This is a genomic window from Citricoccus zhacaiensis (genome assembly GCF_014645315.1).
In the GTDB taxonomy this organism is placed as follows: Bacteria; Actinomycetota; Actinomycetes; order Actinomycetales; family Micrococcaceae; genus Citricoccus; species Citricoccus zhacaiensis.
On record NZ_BMLQ01000001.1, the window covers coordinates 586377 to 604215 of the forward strand.

Here is a 17839-nt window from a genome sequence, read left to right on the forward strand (position 1 = left end):
CAGGAGTCCGCGCCGACGGGTCTGGCCACCCGGGATCTACCGGGTGGCACGGCTGTCATCACGGATCTGACCGACGAGTTCCTCCAGCATGTCCTCGAGGGTCACGACGCCGTAAGGGTGCCCGGACTCGTCCACGGCCAGGGCGAGGTGCGCCCCGTCGCGCTGCATGCGGCGCAGGGACGATTGCAGGTGGTCCTCCACGTGCAGACGCGGCAGCTGCCGCACCAGACGGTCCGGCACCGGCACGGTACGCGCCGCCGGGTCCAGTCCCAGCAGGTCCTTGACGTGGATGTACCCGTTCAGGCTCCCGTCCTCCGCCTGGACGGGGAACCGTGAGTAGCCGTTCGCCGCGACCTTCTCGATCTGCTCCGGCGTGCACCCGGCTGGCAGGGTGACGACCTCGTGCAACGGAATCACGATGCTCTGAACCGAGCGTTCCTCGAAGGTGAGGGCACCGAGCAGCAGCCGCTCGTCCTGGTGGTCCAGCAGCCCGCCCTCGCGGGACTCGCCCACCAACCCGGCCACCTCGTCCCGGGTGAAGGTGCTCGCGACCTCGTTCTTGGGCTCCACCTTGAACAGGCGCAGGATGCCGTTGCCCATCGCGTTCATGGTCCACAGCAGCGGCTGCAGAGCACGCACGACGACGACCAGCGCCGGGCCCAGGATGAAGGCCATGCGCTCGGGCCCGGCCAGGGCGATGTTCTTGGGCACCATCTCGCCGAGCACCACGTGGAGGTAGGTCACCAGGGCGTACGCGATGATGTACGCGATGGTGTCGATCATCGTCGCCGGTATCCCCCAGGCCTCAAAGGGCCCCTGCAGGGCGTAGACGATCATGGGCTTGGTGACGTAGCCCAGGGCCAGGGAGCACACCGTGATCCCCAACTGTGCCCCGGCCATCATCAGCGAGACGTTCTCGATGGCCCACAGGGTCATCTTGGCTCCGCGTCCGCCCTCCTCGGCCTTCGGCTCCACGATGCTGCGGCGCGCCGCGATGAGGGAGAACTCGGCACCCACGAAGAAGAAGTTCGCGGCGAGCAGCACGACGGTCAGGGCAATTCCGACGGTATCCACTAGCGATCATCCTCCTGGGACTCGAGGGGCGTTGCGGTGGCCTGGATGCGGGCGATGCGCGCCCCGTCCATGGCCTCCACCGAGAAGGTCACCCGGGCGGCCGGATAGCCGTGGGCGGACTCGGTTTCCAGCTCGACGCTGTCTCCCACGGTGGCGATGCGGCCGAGGTGCAGGGTGAGCAGGCCGGCGATGGTGTCATACTCGGCGTCCTCTGCGATGAGGTGTCCCAGCAGTTCGCTGACCTCGTCCGGGCGCAGTGCGCCGTCGAGCGCCCAGGCACCATGTGGCAGCCGCACACTGGTGAGGTCGTCAGGATCGTGTTCATCGACCACCTCCCCCACGAGTTCCTCCACGAGGTCCTCGAGGGTGATCAGGCCGGCCACGTCCCCGGTCTCGTCCATCAGGACGGCCATCTGCAGGCCACCGGCACGCAGGGTGTCCATCAGGTTGTCCAGCTCGATCGTGTCCGGCATCAGGGTGGGCGTCTCCATCACGTCCGAGACCGGCGTGGAGGCCCGGTCCGCGAAGGGAACAGCCAGACCACGGCGAATGTGGACCAGGCCCTCGACGGCCGATGAGCCCGGCTCCATCACGGGGAACCGCGAGTGGCCGGTCGTGGCAGCCACCTGCAGCAGGTCCTGGACACTGCTGCCCGGTGCCAGGGTGGTCATCCGGGTGCTCGGGGTCATCGAGTCGTGGGCGCGGCGGGTGCCGAAGGCGAAGGACCGCTGGATGAGCTCGGCGGTGTCCGCCGGAAGTACGCCCTGCCGGGCCGAGTGCCGCACCAGCACCGTGAGTTCCTCCGGAGAACGGGCCGAGGCGAGTTCCTCCTGGGGCTCGATGCCGAGCAGTCGCACGATCCGGTTGGCTGTGCCGTTGAAGAACGTCAGCAGGGGCTTGGTGACGGTACTGAAACCCCGCTGGAAGCCGACGACGGCCCGTGCGGTCGCCAGCGGACGGGCGATGGCCAGGTTCTTGGGCACCAGCTCGCCGAACACCATGGTCAGGACGGTGGCCAGGACCAGGGCGAGGGCCACGGAGACCGAGCGTGCCAGTGGTTCGGCCAGGCCGGCGTCCGTCAGGGGGCCGACCACCAGGGCGGCGATGGCCGGTTCGGCCAGGAACCCGATGCCCAGGTTGGTCAGGGTGATGCCCAACTGAGCTCCGGAGAGCTGCGTGGACAGGGTGTTCATGCCCTTCAGCACACCCGCGGCCTTCTGATCCCCTCGGGCGACGGCTTCACGGACGTCGTTCTTGTTGACCGTGATCAGGGCGAACTCCGCAGCCACGAAGAGGCCGCAGGCGATGATCAGCACGAGGCCGATCAGGATCGAGACTATTTCCAATGACTACACCCCCCACCGCACGTTGTGAGCGCATGCGCTCGTGTCAGCGGGAGGCAAGGACTGTGCCCCGGACTGTCACCGGGAGTAGACATCAGTTTCCTCTCAAGAAGTCAGAAAAATCCACGGCCGTCGGCCGCGGAATGACAAAATCATGTCAGCGTGGCGGTTCCAGCGCAAATGGACGAGGCGGCGGACAGGAGCGGCCCATAAGAGCGACCTTCAGGGGCCGGCGGATCGGACCCCGAAGGCCCCCGACACCGCCCCCGCCTGCACGTACGATGGCAGGGTGCTTCAGTCCACCCCCACAGCGCAGTCGGTGCAGCCGGCGCCTCCAGCGCCTGCCACGTCCTCACCCCGATGGTTGAGCACCCCCGCGGACGCCTACACGGACGCCGCCCTGCGGCTTCGGCTGCTCGGCGAGCGCTTCCACCCGGGCCACTGGGGCTGGATCGTCCCGCTGGCCGTCACCGTCCTGGCCGGCGTCCTGCGCCTGATCCGCTTGGACCATCCCCACCAGCTGATCTTCGACGAGACCTACTACGTCAAGGACGCCTTCACCCTGCTGCAGTCCGGCGTGGAGATGAACTGGCCGGAGGACCACAACGAGCAGTTCGCAGCCGGAAACCCGCAACCGGAGAACACTCCCGAGTACGTGGTGCACCCCCCGCTGGGCAAGTGGCTGATCGCCCTCGGCATGGCCGTGTTCGGTGCGGACAACGGCACCGGCTGGCGCTTCTCCGCGGCGGTGGCCGGCACCCTGTCCGTGCTGCTGACCGCCCTGATCGCCCAACGGCTCTTCCGTTCGGTCTTCCTCGGCGGCATCGCCGGCCTGCTGCTGGCCGTGGAGGGACACCACCTCGTGATGTCCCGCACCGGGCTGCTGGACATCTTCCTCTCCTTCTTCGTCCTGGCCGCCTTCGGCGCGCTGCTGCTGGACCGCGCGGACGGCAGGCGCCGTCTGGCCGAGCGGCTCGCGGCCGCGGCTGCACGCCAGGGTGGGGCGCCGCCGTCGTCCCTGTTGAAGTACGGGCCGTGGCTGGGATGGCGCCCGTGGCGCCTGGTGGCCGGGGTCCTCCTGGGTGCGGCCTGCGGGGTGAAGCTCTCCGGCCTGGCCTTCATGGCCGTCTTCGGGCTGATGACCGTGCTGTGGGACATGAACGCCCGGCGCGTGGCGGGCATCCGCCACTGGGTCCGCGCCGGCGTCACGCATGACGGGCTCTACGCCTTCGTCGCCGTCGTCGGCGTGGGCGCGGCGACCTATCTGGCCACCTGGACCGGCTGGCTCGTGACCGGCAACGGCTACAACCGGCAATGGCACACCACCCATCCCCCGCAGTCCTGGTGGGAGCATCTCGTCCCCGGCCCGCTGCGCTCGCTGGGCGACTACCACCGGCAGTCCACCCAGTTCCACGGGGGCCTGTCCTCCGGACATGACTACGCCTCTAACCCTTGGACGTGGCCGTTCATGGGCCGTCCCACCTCCTTCTACTACGAGGGCTACGACGACGGCGCGAACGGCTGCCCGGTGGACACCTGTTCCGCTGCCATCACCGATCTGGCGAACCCCGTCATCTGGTGGGCGGGAACCCTGGCCGTGCTGGCCCTGGTGTTCCTGTGGCTGGGCCGCCGCGACTGGCGGGCCGGAGCCTTCCTCGGGGTCTACGCGGCCGGCCAGCTCGTCTGGTTCCTCTGGCCGGAGAGGACCATGTTCTTCTTCTACACGATCGCCTACACGCCCTTCCTCATCCTCGCGCTCACCCTGTGCCTCGGGGCCCTGATGCGCTTCGGCGGCCACGCCAACCGCCGCCGGAACACGGTGCTGGTCCTGGCGTTCGTGGCGGTGGCCGTGGCCGCCAGCGCATTCTTCATGCCGGTCTGGACCGGCGAGATGATCCCCTATGAGCAGTGGCGGCTGCGGATGTGGATGAGCAGCTGGATCTGAGTCCGACCTCAACGGATAGGCTGAGTCCCATGATGCAGGAAGCCCAGACGGACCAGGTCGCCGACCTCCCCGCCGAGACCAACGTGACGGACCGGTTCCTGGCCGTGGCGGCCGAACGACCCCACGCCCCGGCCTACGCCGTGCGCAATGGGGCCGGCGGATGGCTGGACGTCTCATACGCCTCCTTCCTCGACCAGGTGAGGGCTGCCGCCAAGGGCCTCATCGCCCTCGGCGTGGAGCCGAAATCCATGGTGGGCATCATGGCGCCCACCTCCTATGAGTGGGCCGTGATCGACCAGGCGATCTGGTTCGCCGGTGCCGTGTCCGTCCCCGTCTACGAGACGTCCTCACCGATGCAGGTGCAGCACATTCTCGCCGACTCCGGGGCCCGGCTGGTCTTCACCGCCGCCGCCCGGCACCGCACCGCCGTGGAGCGCGCCGCGGCACAGGGCGGCTTCGAGGTCTCCGTGGTCCCACTCGACGCCGCCGGGCTGGCCGAGCTGGGCCGCGCGGGCCGGGACGTGACGGACGAGGCGCTCGAGGCGGCCCGGTCCGCGAACTGCCTGGCCGACATCGCCTCCCTCGTCTACACCTCCGGCACCACCGGCAAGCCCAAGGGCGCCCGGATCACGCACGCGAACTTCGCTGTGGGGGCCGCCAACATCCTCCCCTTCGCCCAGGGGATCGTGGGCGGCGGCGAGCAGCGCACCCTGATGTTCCTGCCGCTGGCGCACGTGCTGGCCCATGCCGTGCAGTACATCTGCCTGGTCGGCGGGATCCAGATCGCCCACGCCTCGGACCTGAAGACCCTGACCACGGACCTCTCCTCCTTCCACCCCACGTGGCTGCTGGCCGTGCCGCGCGTGTTCGAGAAGCTCGACGCCGGCGCTGCCGCCGCCGCACACGAGGGCGGCACCGCGAAGATCTTCGCGGCCGCCCGCGCCACCGCGATCCAGTACTCGGAGGCCCAGGACGCCGAGGCCCGGGGTGAGGGCAACGGGCCCGGTGCCCTGCTGAGGGCCCGGCACGCACTGTTCGACAAGCTCGTCTACCCGAAGATCCGCCGGATCCTCGGCGGCTCGACGAAGTACACCGTTTCCGGGGCGAGCGCCCTGAACCCCGAGCTGGCCCACTTCTTCCGCGGCGCCGGACTGGGGATGCAGGAAGGGTACGGCCTGACCGAGACCACCGCCCCCGCCACCCTCAACATCCCCGGCCACACGCGCATCGGCTCCGTGGGACTGCCGGTGCCGGGGACCACCGTCCGCATCGCCGAGGACCAGGAGATCCTCATCCGGGGCACCATCGTCTTCGACGGCTATCACGGTCAGCCCGAAGCGTCCGCCGCGGCGCTGGATGAGGACGGCTTCTTCCGGACCGGGGACATCGGCCGCCTGGACGCGGACGGCTACCTCTATGTCACCGGCCGCAAGAAGGAGATCATCGTCACCGCCGGCGGCAAGAACGTCTACCCGACTCCTCTCGAGGAGACCATCCGCTCTGCCGGTGTGGTCTCCCAGGTGGTCGTGGTGGGCGACGGCCGTCCCTTCGTGGGCGCCCTCGTCACCCTGGACGCGGACGGGCTGGCCCAGTGGGCCAAGGCCCAAGGCCTTTCACCCCTCTCCCTGGCCGAGGCCAGCGCCCACGAGGGGCTGCGGGCCGAGGTGCAGAAGGCCGTGGACTTGGCCAACGAATCGGTCTCCCAGGCCGAGTCCATCCGGAAGTTCACCATCCTGGACACCGAGCTGACCGAGGAGTCCGGCCACCTCACCCCGTCCCTGAAGTTGCAGCGCAACGTGGTCATCACCGACTACGCGGGCGCCATCGAGGAGCTGTACCGCAAGTAACCCCTCGCCTTCATCCCCTCCATCACGAGAGCGGTAACTGTCGAGACTCCCCGGTGGAGTCGACAGTTACCGCTCTCGTGTTCTCGGGGTCAGGCCTCCTGGGCGTCGTACCAGTCGTTGCGGCGCTGGATCAGGTCCATCTGCGCCAGGCGGGACTCGTGCCGGCGGCGGCGGGTGGGCCACGTGCAGATCAGGGTCACGATGAGGGTGACCAACACCAGAGCGGCGATGCCGATCCCGGCGTCCATCCAGAACTGGTTCGGATAGAGCCGGATCAGGGCGTCCGTGGCCTGGAAGGTCCAGGTGCCATCCGCGAAGAACAGGCTGTGGAAGGTCGCGAAGAACTGCTCCCAGCCAAGCACTGCCAGCACGGCCAGGGCGATCAGCACCACGAGCATCCAGACGGATCCGGCGAACAGCGAGCGGCGGATGCCCCCCTTGGCGGTGCGGGCCAGAACGATCATGAAGACGATGCACAGCAGTCCCAGGACGGCGCCGACAGCCATGCTGATGAGCATGACGAGCTTGACGTCCGCCATGTGGGAGACCTCGGTGTCCGTGAACAGCTGGTTGCCTTGATGTGTCAGATCGCCCAGGTACCGGGGCGGTGCGGCGTTGAAGAGGAAGTCCATGCCGGCGGAACCGTAGGTCAACCGGTCCTCGGTGGTGAAGCCCAACTCGTCGGCCGGGAAGCCGGGACGGTGGTACTCGATCCACAGGAAGAGTGGGGAGGCCACGGCGCGGACGGCGGCGATCAGCACGACGATCGGGAAGAAGATCGCCAACAGCACCTGCAGCACCTTGGGTGCGGTCGAGGGGCCTTCCAGCGCCTCGTCCCGGGCCGCGGCACGCGCCTCGGCACCACGCAGGTCCCGACGCCGGTCCTCGGCGTCCGCTGCGTGTGCTCCGCTGGCGAAGCCCCGGTAGTCGTCTTGGGCGGACTGGGCCGCCGTGACGGGCGTCCCCGCGGCCGCTCCCGTGCGAGCGGCGGACGAGCCGGCGGCGGGCGAGCCGGCCACGGCGCCATCGTCCCACAGGGTGCCCGTTCCGGCCCGGCCGGAGCCGGCTTCGGGCTCCGGCGTGGCGGTGGCGGTCACGGACTCCGGCGGGAGTCCGCCCCTCTCACCACGGGCTCGGGCGGCCGGGCGGTCCCGCGCCGCGGTGTCACCGGCGGCCCAGGCATCCAGCTCGGCCCGGTCGATCGACTGTGTCGACTGGGTTCCCGGATCCGCACGGTGTTCGGCGCGGTCGATGGCCTCGGTCGCCTGGGCGCCCGGATACGCACGGTGCGAGCCGCCGTCTCCGGAGTCCAGGGCGTCCGAGGTCACCGGTGCGGTCTCAGGACTCACCTCGGCGGTTGGATCAGAGGTGTCCACGTCGTCGTCCTCCATGAACGCCGCGTAGTCCAGACCGCTCTCGAACTCATGGCTATCCGCGTGTTCCGCTGCACGCCCGTCCCGGTCCCCGTTCATGCCGGAGGAGGCGTTCGTGCCGTCCTGTGACCTGTCCTTGCCAGCCATCGTCCTGCCTTCTGTTCGCGCGTGATGAGACGTTTCCTTCAGAGACTAGTGCCGCTGCGGCCCGTGACGGTTTCGGCCACGCCCGCGCGCCCTCGGCGCACTCAGGCGGGCTCACGCAGTCAGTTGGCGGGCGCCGGCGTCGTGCGCCTCGAGGTCCCCGGTGGCGCCGGCGGCGACGGCCCGGCGGCCGAGGATCAGCGTGTAGGCCCAGTAGCCGGCCAGTACGAGCAGGCCGATGCCCAGGCGCAGCCAATGCGGCAGCCCGGACGGGGTGACGAAGCCCTCCACCACACCGGACACGGCCAGCACGAGGACCAGCCCGGCGGCCACCGTGAACAGCGAGCGGCCCTCCGAGGCCAGCGAATCGAGCCGGGTCCGCTGCCCCGGAGCCACCCAGGCCCAGAAGATCCGCAGCCCTGCGGCACCCGCGATGAAGATCGCCGTGAGCTCCATGAACCCGTGCGGGAGGATGTACAGGAAGAACGTGTCCAGCTCGCCGTGGGCGGCCATGACCCCGCCGGAGATCCCGACGCCCTGCGCATTGACGAAGAGCACGTAGGGCACGAAGTAGCCGGTGATGCCGAAGGCCACCTCCTGCGCGGCGATCCAGGCGTTGTTGGTCCACACCTGCCCGGCGAAGGACGCGGCCGGGTTCTCGGAGTAGTAGCCGGTGAACTGCTCCTCGGCGTACTCGCGCATCTGCTCCTCGGTGCCCAGGGAGGCGAGCACCTCGGGTTCGCCGTTCACCCAGAATCCGAACCAGACCGCTACGAGGCAGAAGGCCGCCCCCAGGAGCACCGTGAGCCAGCGGATCCGGTAGAACGCGGCGGGCAGCTGTTCGAGGAAGAAGCGGGAGAAGCCGGCGGAGGCGTTGGAGGGCGCCCCCGTGATCCGGTTGCGGGCCCGGGCCAGCACCATGGACAGCCCGGCGGCCTGCGGTCCGTCCGGGTCATGGGCCTGCACCACGGACAGGTGGGTGGAGGCCCGGCCGTAGAGCTCGAGCAGCTCGTCGGCCTGCCCGGCGTCGAGGCGGCGGGTGCGCGCCAACGAGTCCAACCGCTCCCACGTGGGGCGATGTACCGAGGTGTAGGCGTCCAGATCCACGACTTCAGGCTACCGGCCGCTACGCTGGGCGGGGCACACGACGGGCCGCATGACCCGTTCGGCACAGTTGCGGGACCGGATCAGGGGGTTGTTCATGAGCACGACGGTGGTCACCGGCGAGGCGGTGGTGCTGCAATTGCGGCCCGCGTCCTTCGTGGTCCGCGCCGCCGGCGCCCTCATCGACGCCATCGCCCTCGTGCTGGTCTTCCTCGGGGTGGTCTGGGTCCTGGCCCAGACGATCCTCGAGGAACTGGACCCGGCCGCGGCCCAGGCCACGGTGCTGGCCCTCGTCGTCGGCATGCTCGTGGGCGTCCCGCTGGCCGTCGAGGCCCTCAGCCGGGGCCGTTCACTGGGCAAGCTCGTCTTCGGCACCCGCGTGGTACGGGACGACGGCGGCGCCATCCGTCTGCGGCACAGTCTGGTCCGCGTCCTGGTCGGGATCATGGAGTTGTGGATGACGTTCGGTTCCGTGGCGCTCATCGCGTCCATGCTGAACGAACGCGGCAAGCGCCTGGCGGACATGGTCGCCGGTAGCCAGGTCGTCGTCGAGCGCCAGCGCGCCGTCCCTCCGCCGTTGCCCGGCGTTCCCGAATCGATGCGGCCGTGGGCCGAGGTGGCCGACGTCGGCCGCCTCCCGGACGCCCTGGTCGCCTCCGTGACGCAGTTCCTGCGCAATGCCCGCTCCGTCCCGCCGGCGGTCCGTCACCAGACCGCAGGCCGCCTGGCGGCCCAGGTGGCCCCTTTCGTGGCCCCCGGTCCGCCAGCCGGCGTGCTCATGGAGGACTTCCTGCTGGCCGTGGTGGCCGAGCGGCGCAACCGCGACTTCCGGATGCTGAGCCGCCAGCAGGAGAGGGCGGACGCCGCCGCCGAGCGCCTGCACTCCCTGCCGTTCTCCTGACCGTCAGTAGCGGTAGTGGTCCGCCTTGTACGGGCCGGCCACGTCCACCCCGAGGTACTCGGCCTGGCTCTTGGACAGCTCGGTCAGGTGGGCGCCGAGGGCGTCCAGGTGGAGGCGGGCGACCTTCTCGTCCAGGACCTTCGGCAGCACGTACACCTGCTTCTCGTACTCCACGCCGGTGATGGACCCGTGGCGGGCGAAGAGCTCCATCTGGGCCATCACCTGGTTGGTGAAGGAGGCACTCATCACGAAGGACGGATGGCCGGTGGCGTTCCCCAGGTTCAGCAGGCGCCCCTCGGACAGCACGATGATCGAGCGCTCGTCCGCGGTGCCGGAGTCGAACGTCCACTCGTGGACCTGCGGCTTGATCTCGGTCTTGGTGATGCCGGGGGTCTTGGCCAGGCCGGCCATGTCCAGTTCGTTGTCGAAGTGGCCGACGTTGCCGACGATCGCCTTGTCCTTCATCCGGGCCATGTCCTCGGCCATGATGATGTCCTTGCCGCCCGTGGTCGTGATGAAGATGTCCCCGGAGGAGACCACCTCGTCCAGGCGGACCACCTGGAACCCGTCCATGGCGGCCTGCAGGGCGTTGATCGGGTCCACCTCGGTGACGACCACGCGGGCCCCCTGGCCGCGGAATGCCTCGGCGGCGCCCTTGCCGACGTCACCGTAGCCGCAGACGACCGCCGTCTTGCCGCCGATCAGCACGTCCGTGCCGCGCATGATGCCGTCCGGCAGGGAGTGGCGGATGCCGTACTTGTTGTCGAACTTCGACTTGGTGACCGAGTCGTTCACGTTGATGGCCGGGAACATCAGCTGACCCGTCTCGGCCAGCTGGTAGAGGCGGAGCACCCCGGTGGTGGTCTCCTCGGTGACACCGCGGATGCCCTGGGCGATCCGCGTGAAGCGCTGGCCGTCCGTGGCGAGCGACGCCCTCAGGGTCTCGAGGATGACCTGGTACTCCTCGGGATCGTCCGCCGTGGGACTCGGCACGGCGCCAGCGGCCTCGAACTCGACGCCCTTGTGGAGCAACAGGGTGGCATCCCCGCCGTCGTCGAGGATCATGTTCGGGCCCAGCTCCGGATCCTGGTCCGCTCCGGGCCAGAGGAGGATCTGGGAGGCGGTCCACCAGTAGTCGGTGAGGGTCTCGTTCTTCCAGGCGAAGACCGGGACGCCCTGGGGCTTCTCCGGGGTGCCAGTGCCGACCACGATCGCGGCGGCCGCCTCGTCCTGGGTGGAGAAGATATTGCAGGACGCCCAACGAACCTGAGCGCCGAGGGCCACCAGCGTCTCGATCAGAACGGCGGTCTGCACCGTCATGTGGAGGGAGCCGGCGATCCGGGCACCCTTGAGCGGCTGGGCCTCACCGAACTCCCGGCGCAGGGACATCAGGCCGGGCATCTCGTGCTCGGCCAGGCGGATCTGGTGGCGGCCGGCCTCGGCCAGGGAGAGATCCCGGACGGCGAAGTCGAAGGTGGCCCCGGGAACGGTGACGCGATTGGCGTAACCCGGGTCGGTGGCAGGGCTTGGAGCGCTGTCGGCAGGGTTCTCAGTCATGGACCCCAGCCTAAGGCAGACCACGTCCCCACCAGCACGGAGGTTTCCCCGGATGGCGCTGTTCCCGGGCTCGCCGGAAGGGAAATCAGGAATCGCGCAGCAGGCGCAACGTGGGCCGGCCCGGGCGGGCGGGGGCGTCACCGTTGACGGAACCGGTCATCTCCGGGCGGGGGCCGGCGTCGGGAGTGGTGCCGCGGCGTCCCACCGAGGGCGCCGAGGACGACGCCGGACGGGCCGGCTCGCTGCGGACGGCCGGCTCACGGACCGCGTGGGCCAGGGCCAACAGGTCGTCCGGCTCCTCCGGAGCCGGGCGTTCGGAACCCTCGGGCGGCTGGATGCGCAGCAGCTCCCAGCCCTTCGGCGCGGTCATGCTGCGGGCGTGCTTCTCGCACAGGTCATAGGTGTGGGGTTCGGCCAACCGGGACATGGGGCCCAGGACCACGGTGGAATCGGCATAGTTGTACGTCAGCGTTGCCAGAGCCGCAGATTGGCAGCTGGTCTTGGAGCACTGTCGCATCGATCCCACGGCAGACCACCCTACCGCGCTGGGCCCCGGAAGCCGTGCACTGCACGGCCGGGACGCGTGTCCGGCGGCGTCCCGGCTCGCCCACGGCCTAAGGCCTGCCTCTGTCCGGTACCGGCCCACCCCTGCGGGGTCTAGCATCGAGTCATGACTTCCTTCGAACCCGTTGCCGTGGAACACGGCGTGGCACGGGGCATGGGGCAGGATTCGGGCGAAGCCCGCACACCCCGCTCGTCAGGATCCACGTCAGGAACCACGTCAGGAACCGTCTCCCGGTCGCCCCGCCGGGACCGCCGTGGACGGGGCCTGCGCGGACCGCTGTTGCCGCCGGGGCTGCCCGGCGCCCGCAGCCGCAACGAGGCCTTCTCCGACCATCTGGCTGCCGCGGTGTCCCGGCTGGCCGAGGTCTGCGGCCCCGCCGTGGAACAGGCCCGCTTCCGCATGACGATGGTCCCCGAGGACCTGGAGAACCGCCTGGAGTTGGTGCGGGTCTGGGGTGCAGAACTCGTGGACGATCCCACCGGCTCCACTCGCCGCGATGCCCAGGGCACGGCTGTCATCACCATCCACCGGCGCCCACTCGAGGCCCGCTGCCCGGCTCCGGCCCTGCTGCCCGACCTCGTCTACGGGGCGGTCGTGGAGCAGTGGGCCGAGCTGACCGGCCTGGCACCCGAGGCCGTGGACCCGGACTTCCACTGGTAGACGGCCTCGATGGCCGGTACTCGGTGCGGGCCACTGCCGGCCCGTACCGTCCTGCGGCTGGCTCAGTAGCCCACGCGCACCGGGACGCCGGAGACCTGTTGCTGCTGCGGCACCACCGGGTACGCGGAGATCCCCTGCTCGCCGCGCACATCGACGGCGGCGTACACCTGCCCCTCCACGGTCTCCAGCAGAGCCCCACTGGGGACGGCGCCTTCTCCGCCGGCCAGGTCCGCGAAGGAGAGCGCGCGGGTGGATTCCGGGCCGAGTTCCTGCACCCGGGACTCCCCCAGACTGCCGTCCTCCGAGACGGGGGTGATCTCCACGGCCCCGCCGTCGGCCGAATGCAGCACCAGGTTCGCGGTGGTGTTCTCGGGCCGGGCGACCAGCCGTTCCAGGCCCAGCGGGTCGACCGCGGACACGCTGGAGAAGTCGATCGGTTCGCCGGCCTGGCCGGACAGGCCCCGGGCGCTGGCCGCGACGGGAGCATCAGCACTCACGGTGACGGTGTAGACGCCATGGTCCAACCCGTCGAGGGGGAAGCGCACGGTGGAACCGGCGCCGATGTCCACCAGGCCGCCCTCCGGCAGTTCCACGGGGCCGTCCGGGCCGCTCACGGTGATCTCGGCGGTGGCCGCGCTGGTCGGCGCCGCGAGTGAGAGGGCCGGGCCGGCCTGCTCGTATCCGTCCTGGCCGGTGATCTCCTCGGTGACCGCCCTGTTCGGCACCACGAGCCCGGGCATGACCGCTCTCAGGGACGGGTTCGAGGTCGGCTGGATAATCTCCACACCGCCCGGCGTGATGCCGAAGAGCCGGTGCTGCTGGGCCGTGGCACCGACCGCGCCGCCCTGAGCGCGGACGTGGACGGCCAGGTGCTCCTCGTCCGGGGCCATGCCGCCCAGCACGATGGACCGGGTCTGTCCTGGCGCCAGGACGATGCCGGCGGTGCCCGGTGCCTCGACCGGCCCGTCGGCCCCGTAGAGGGTCAGGTCCACGGTGCTGGCTGAGGCCGAGGGGTTCGAGAGCACCAGGATCGAGGTCGAGCCCACCGTGGTGGTCATGCCGGTGAGCCAGTGTTCGTGGGCCGGGGCGAGGCAGGAGCTGGCGTCCGTGCCGGCGAGGTCTCCATCCGTGGCGGAGTACAGGGACACGGCGTCCGAGGGCATCGCCTGCCCGCCGATCGGCTCGACCGTGACGGCCGTGGCCTCGCCCGCTTCGCCACCCGGGGACTGCACGTGGTCCACAGCGGACTCCCGGACCGGTACACCGTCCGCTCCGGCCGTGGCCGGGTCCCCCTGCTGGACCTCTTCAGGCTGGGACTCGGTCAGGTCCACCGGTTCGGCCCCCTCGCCGGAGTTGCCGTTCTCGGCCGACTGCAGGGTGCTGATCGAGCTGCCGGGGAAACGACCGGCCAGATCGGAGAGCAGCACCGAGGTGACCCGGGAGACGGCGGAGGTGGAGACGGGGCTGAACTGGGTGTCCGTCCCCTCCTCGGCGCCGGCGGGCAGTCGCGGCGGTCCGGCGCAGACGGACCGCACCGGCACGGCATTCAGCGCGGCGGGCGCGGCACGGCCGTCCACCTCCGGCGTGGCGGGCGGGACGAGCGTCCCGGCGGTGACCGCGGCGGCCACCAGGACCACGACGCCGGCCCCCGCCAGGCCCGCGGTCATGGGCGCCCTGCGGACGACGCCCCGTTGGTGCGCCTCGAGGGCGGCCTGACGCTTGAGGTCACGGGCGGCTGCCGCCCGCTGTCCCTTGAGCTGCCCCCGCGAGGCGGGCGGGTCCTGCAGCGAGTCCTGGCCCGGCGTCCCGGGCGCTTCCGGGGTACTGGAGGCATCCGGGGTGCTGGAGGCGTCCGGCTGCTGGTCGTGGTCCTGGCCGCTCATCGTTGCTCCGTCCGCGCTTTGTCCTCACCGGCGTCGCCAGCCCGCGGCCGGCCGTCCGTGCGCCGGGTGGGCGAGGGGATGGCCAGCAGGGCGGCGAGCACGAGCAGGAGTCCGGGGATCCACCAGGCCCAGGCCGCAGCCGGGGATGAGTGCCAGACCCTGAGCTGACCACCGTCATCGGGAAGTTCGAAAGCCTGGGCCCAGCCGGTGCCGTCATCGGTGTGAGCCTCGAGCGGCTCGCCGTCGAGGGTGGCGTGCCAGCCGGCGTCGGCCCGTTCGGCCAGGACCAGCTGGCGGCTCTCGCCCTCCGCCTCGGCCTCGGCGGCCGGAATGGGGGTGTCCACGGTGGTGCCGGGCCGGGACACCAGGTGGGTGGTCTCGCCGGTGCCGTCGACGATCCGGGCGCGGGCCGTCGAGAAGCCCATCCGGTCCTCGAGGTCGTGGGTTCCGGCCACGGGGATGCCCCCGGACTCCTCGGGAAGCACGCGCCAGAGCCAGCCCGAATCGGTGAGGCCGACGGGGGCAAGACCCGGGACTGCGTCGATGGAGGCAGCGGTGCCGAGCTCTCCCCCGTTCGGATCCCGCAGCACCACGAATCCGGCCCCAAAGTCCTCGAGGGCCGGCCGCGGGTCCGCGTTGGCCCCGGAGACCAGCTGGGCGCCCAGGCTGCGCAATTGTTCGTCGGCACGGTCGGGGGCGGCCGCCGTCGGGCTGGACAGGGGGCCGGTCAGGGAGCGTGCGGTCCATCCGGCGCTGAGCCGGTCCAGGGCGGGGCCCGCACCACTGGCGAGGCTGACCTGCAGCTCGTCGGCACGGCGTTCCAGGACCACGGTCCGGGTCGCCAGGGCACTGGCACCCTGGTCCGCCGCGGTGGCCGGGAGCAGCCGGACGGGGCTGGACTCAATGACGCTGCCGGTGCCCAACGTGGACAGCACAGCCTCGGCCTCGCCGTCCGCGGTGCGGGCGGCCAGGGCCTCGCCGGCAGCGGGGTCCAGGGTCGTACCGGGGACGGTGCGCGGGATCACCCAGAGGGTCGCGGTCAGGCCCACGGAACAGCTGGCCAGGACCGCCAGCACCACCACGGCGGTCCGCCGCGCGGGGCCGATGCCGGCGCGCAGCCCCAGGCGTGACACCCCGGGGACCCGGCGCGGGCCGAGGACCCCGTTGAACCCGGCGACGGCGGCGATCAGCACGCCCAGCAGCGCGGTGGAGGTGAAGGGGCCGGTGAACACCGTGACCAGGTCACCGTTGGCGTCCACCGAGGTGGCGATCAGGGGCGCGACGGCGGCGCCGGCCAGTCCCAGCACCGTGGCCGCGAGGGCGATGCGGGCCTGCGTGCCGATCCGCCCGGTCATGAAGGCGCCCACGGCGGCGGCTGCCAGGACGGGGAGCCCGATGACGAGCGCCGCGACCAGGGCCCAGGGGTACCCGGCCCCACCCGGCACAGCCGTGTCCAGCCACGGCAGGGCCAGCAGGCCCGAGTCCGCGGCGAAGGCCTCCGGGAAGCCGAGGATCTGCTGCCACAGCGGAGCCGGATCGTAGGCCTGCGGCACCCCGGGATCGCCGAGGACCGCACGCAGGTCCGTCCAATGCGTCAGGACGGTGGGGAGGAACAGGGCCAGGCCGGGCAGGGGCGTCCACCACAGGGCGCGCCCGCGCTGGCCGATCAGCCCCGCGAGGAGCAGCACGCCCACCACGAGGAACGGCAGCAGCAGGGGCGCGGCGGTCCCCAGGGCGGCGAGGAGCAGGGCGGTCCAGCCCGAGGCGGTCCAGGAGATCACCCCGCGGTGGCCCGGGCGTTGCAGGGCGCCCAGGGTGTCCTCGGTGACGCCTTCGGGGTCGGGCCGCCGCAACGCGGCCGAGCCGGTGGCGCGGATGACGGCCAGGGCCAGCCAGGGCAGGCCGAGGTGTACCAGGAGGGCTCCGGGACGGCCCTCGCCGGCGGCGGTCAGCAGCGCCGGGGACAGCCCCCAGATCAGGGCCGCCAGCAGGCGCACACCTCGGCTGCGGGCCACGGCGCCGGCCGCCATCCAGGCTCCGATGGACGCCAGGGGCATGGCCAGGATGGTCAGCCACACCAGCGCCAGCGATCCCTGGCCGGTGACGCCGAGGACCGTCAGCGCCAGCCCGAAGGGGCCGGGCTGGACGGGGGCACCGACTCCGGCGGGTGCCCAGCTGCCGGTGGCGTAGTGCCAGAGTTCGGCGGCCGAGGCGGACAGCGGCAACAGCGAACCACCGGTCAGGGCCGGGGCAGCCAGCAGGTCGCGCAGGCCCACCAGGGAGAGCCCGCCGAGCAGCAGCAGGGCCAGCACCAGGCCGGTGCCCACCCAGTTGCGTGCTGGGGTGGCCAGGGCCGCGAAGTCGTCGTGACCGCCGGTCGCCTCGCTGGAGATCATCGTGGATCCGGTGCCGTCGCCGATGATCTCCTCCGGCGATTCGAGGTCCAGGACGCTGCGCCGGTAGGTGCGCACCTCGGCGCGGGAGGCCTTGAGCGGGCCCACGATCGACCGGGGCGCCCGCCGGGTCGTGCGGGCTCGGCGTCGGGCAGCGGCCAGGGGTCCGACCCGCACGAGGGTCCGCATGGTGCCGGCCAGGTGGGAGGCGCCGCGGCCGGGTTCCTTGGCCAGCAGCGAGGCGGCGAATCCGCCCAGCCCCGTGATCAGACCCCAGATCCACAGCAGGGGGACCGCCCACGGCCGGGCGTGCTTGAGACGCAGCCAGAGGGAGGCCTCGCGGAGCGCCGAGGTACCGGCGTCCAGGCCCTCACCGCGGCCGTCGTGGCCGATGACAGCCTCGGGGACCACCACGACGCGATGCCCGGCCAGCCGGTTGCGCCAGCACAGATCCACGACGGCGGCCGTGGGCGGTCCGGAAGGGTCGAACCCGCCCAGCTCGGCCCAGACATCCTGGCGGATGAGCATGCCGGGGGCGGACACGGCGAAGGTGTCCGTACGGGCGTTGTACTGGCCCTGGTCCAGTTCGCCGGGCTCGACGAGGCTGATGGGCTCGGCGGCGGCGGTCACGGTCAGACCCACGTCCAGCAGGTGGCGGGGGCGGCCGAGCTCGATCTGCTTGCAACCGGCGATGGTCACGGAGGGGGAGGTCTCCACGACCGTCATCAACCGCTGAAGCGCATCCGGGGCGGGACGCGAATCGTCATGGATCCACCACAGCCAGCGCACGTCCCCCGTGCCGCCGGTGGCGTCTGGATCGGCGCCGCCCTCGAACGAGCTCAACGAGTCGAAGGAGCCGAAGGTGAGGCCGGCGTCGTCCACGAGGCCGGCGAGGTGCTGCCGGAGTTCCCCGGCTGTGCCGGTCCCGGTGTCCGCCGGGTTCTCGGCGGCCCCCGTGAAGACGGCGACGATGCGGTCCGGGCGCCGCTGCTGATCGAGCACTGCCTGGACGGCGTCAGCGGTCAGGTCGGGCCGCCGGTCGACGACCAC

At 71.2% G+C, this 17839-nt stretch carries 12 protein-coding genes; 4 read left to right on the forward strand and 8 right to left on the reverse strand.

Annotation, left to right across the window (positions count from 1 at the left end):
• Positions 1-36: 36 nt before the first annotated feature.
• Together IEX49_RS02550 and IEX49_RS02555 are read right to left on the reverse strand one after the other, a co-directional pair.
• Positions 37-1074 carry a hemolysin family protein gene (locus IEX49_RS02550; protein WP_188803829.1) on the reverse strand — a complete coding sequence of 346 codons (1038 nt, stop codon included), beginning with the start codon at positions 1072-1074 and terminating at the stop codon, positions 37-39.
• Positions 1074-2420, reverse strand: a complete 1347-nt coding sequence (locus tag IEX49_RS02555; RefSeq protein WP_188803831.1) for a hemolysin family protein — start codon at positions 2418-2420, stop codon at positions 1074-1076. Before IEX49_RS02555 ends, IEX49_RS02550 begins: the two co-directional genes overlap by 1 nt.
• A gap of 361 nt (positions 2421-2781) precedes the next feature.
• Here IEX49_RS02555 and IEX49_RS02560 point away from each other — a divergent pair, with 361 nt between their 5' ends.
• Positions 2782-4362: a dolichyl-phosphate-mannose--protein mannosyltransferase gene (locus IEX49_RS02560; RefSeq protein ID WP_229672100.1), complete on the forward strand. Its 1581-nt coding sequence runs from the start codon at positions 2782-2784 to the stop codon at positions 4360-4362.
• Positions 4363-4394: 32 nt separating this feature from the next.
• A complete protein-coding gene (locus IEX49_RS02565) occupies positions 4395-6209 on the forward strand; it encodes an AMP-dependent synthetase/ligase (RefSeq protein WP_188804236.1) in 1815 nt (604 codons plus the stop codon).
• An 89-nt stretch (positions 6210-6298) separates the two neighbouring features.
• Here the strand turns inward: IEX49_RS02565 and IEX49_RS16700 are convergent, their stop codons facing one another.
• Together IEX49_RS16700 and IEX49_RS02575 are read right to left on the reverse strand one after the other, a co-directional pair.
• Positions 6299-7729, reverse strand: a complete 1431-nt coding sequence (locus tag IEX49_RS16700) for a TIGR01906 family membrane protein (RefSeq protein ID WP_229672101.1) — start codon at positions 7727-7729, stop codon at positions 6299-6301.
• A gap of 111 nt (positions 7730-7840) precedes the next feature.
• Positions 7841-8833: a stage II sporulation protein M gene (locus tag IEX49_RS02575; protein WP_159549397.1), complete on the reverse strand. Its 993-nt coding sequence runs from the start codon at positions 8831-8833 to the stop codon at positions 7841-7843.
• A gap of 49 nt (positions 8834-8882) precedes the next feature.
• On the opposite strand from IEX49_RS02575, the gene IEX49_RS02580 reads away from it, so the two are divergent.
• Positions 8883-9731, forward strand: coding sequence for an RDD family protein (locus IEX49_RS02580; protein ID WP_229672102.1), 849 nt, complete (start codon positions 8883-8885; stop codon positions 9729-9731).
• A 3-nt stretch (positions 9732-9734) separates the two neighbouring features.
• Here IEX49_RS02580 and ahcY read toward each other — a convergent pair whose 3' ends face one another.
• Positions 9735-11288 carry an adenosylhomocysteinase gene (gene ahcY, locus IEX49_RS02585; protein WP_188803833.1) on the reverse strand — a complete coding sequence of 518 codons (1554 nt, stop codon included), beginning with the start codon at positions 11286-11288 and terminating at the stop codon, positions 9735-9737.
• Positions 11289-11373: 85 nt separating this feature from the next.
• Positions 11374-11805 (reverse strand): DUF3499 domain-containing protein, encoded by a 432-nt coding sequence (locus IEX49_RS02590; protein WP_373286668.1) that lies wholly within the window; start codon positions 11803-11805, stop codon positions 11374-11376.
• A 153-nt stretch (positions 11806-11958) separates the two neighbouring features.
• Here IEX49_RS02590 and IEX49_RS02595 point away from each other — a divergent pair, with 153 nt between their 5' ends.
• Positions 11959-12513, forward strand: coding sequence for a metallopeptidase family protein (locus tag IEX49_RS02595; RefSeq protein WP_188803837.1), 555 nt, complete (start codon positions 11959-11961; stop codon positions 12511-12513).
• A gap of 62 nt (positions 12514-12575) precedes the next feature.
• Here the strand turns inward: IEX49_RS02595 and IEX49_RS02600 are convergent, their stop codons facing one another.
• Entirely contained in the window at positions 12576-14396 is a 1821-nt protein-coding gene (locus IEX49_RS02600; RefSeq protein WP_188803839.1) for a DUF5719 family protein, read from the reverse strand.
• Positions 14393-17839: a glycosyltransferase gene (locus IEX49_RS02605; RefSeq protein WP_188803841.1), complete on the reverse strand. Its 3447-nt coding sequence runs from the start codon at positions 17837-17839 to the stop codon at positions 14393-14395. Before IEX49_RS02605 ends, IEX49_RS02600 begins: the two co-directional genes overlap by 4 nt.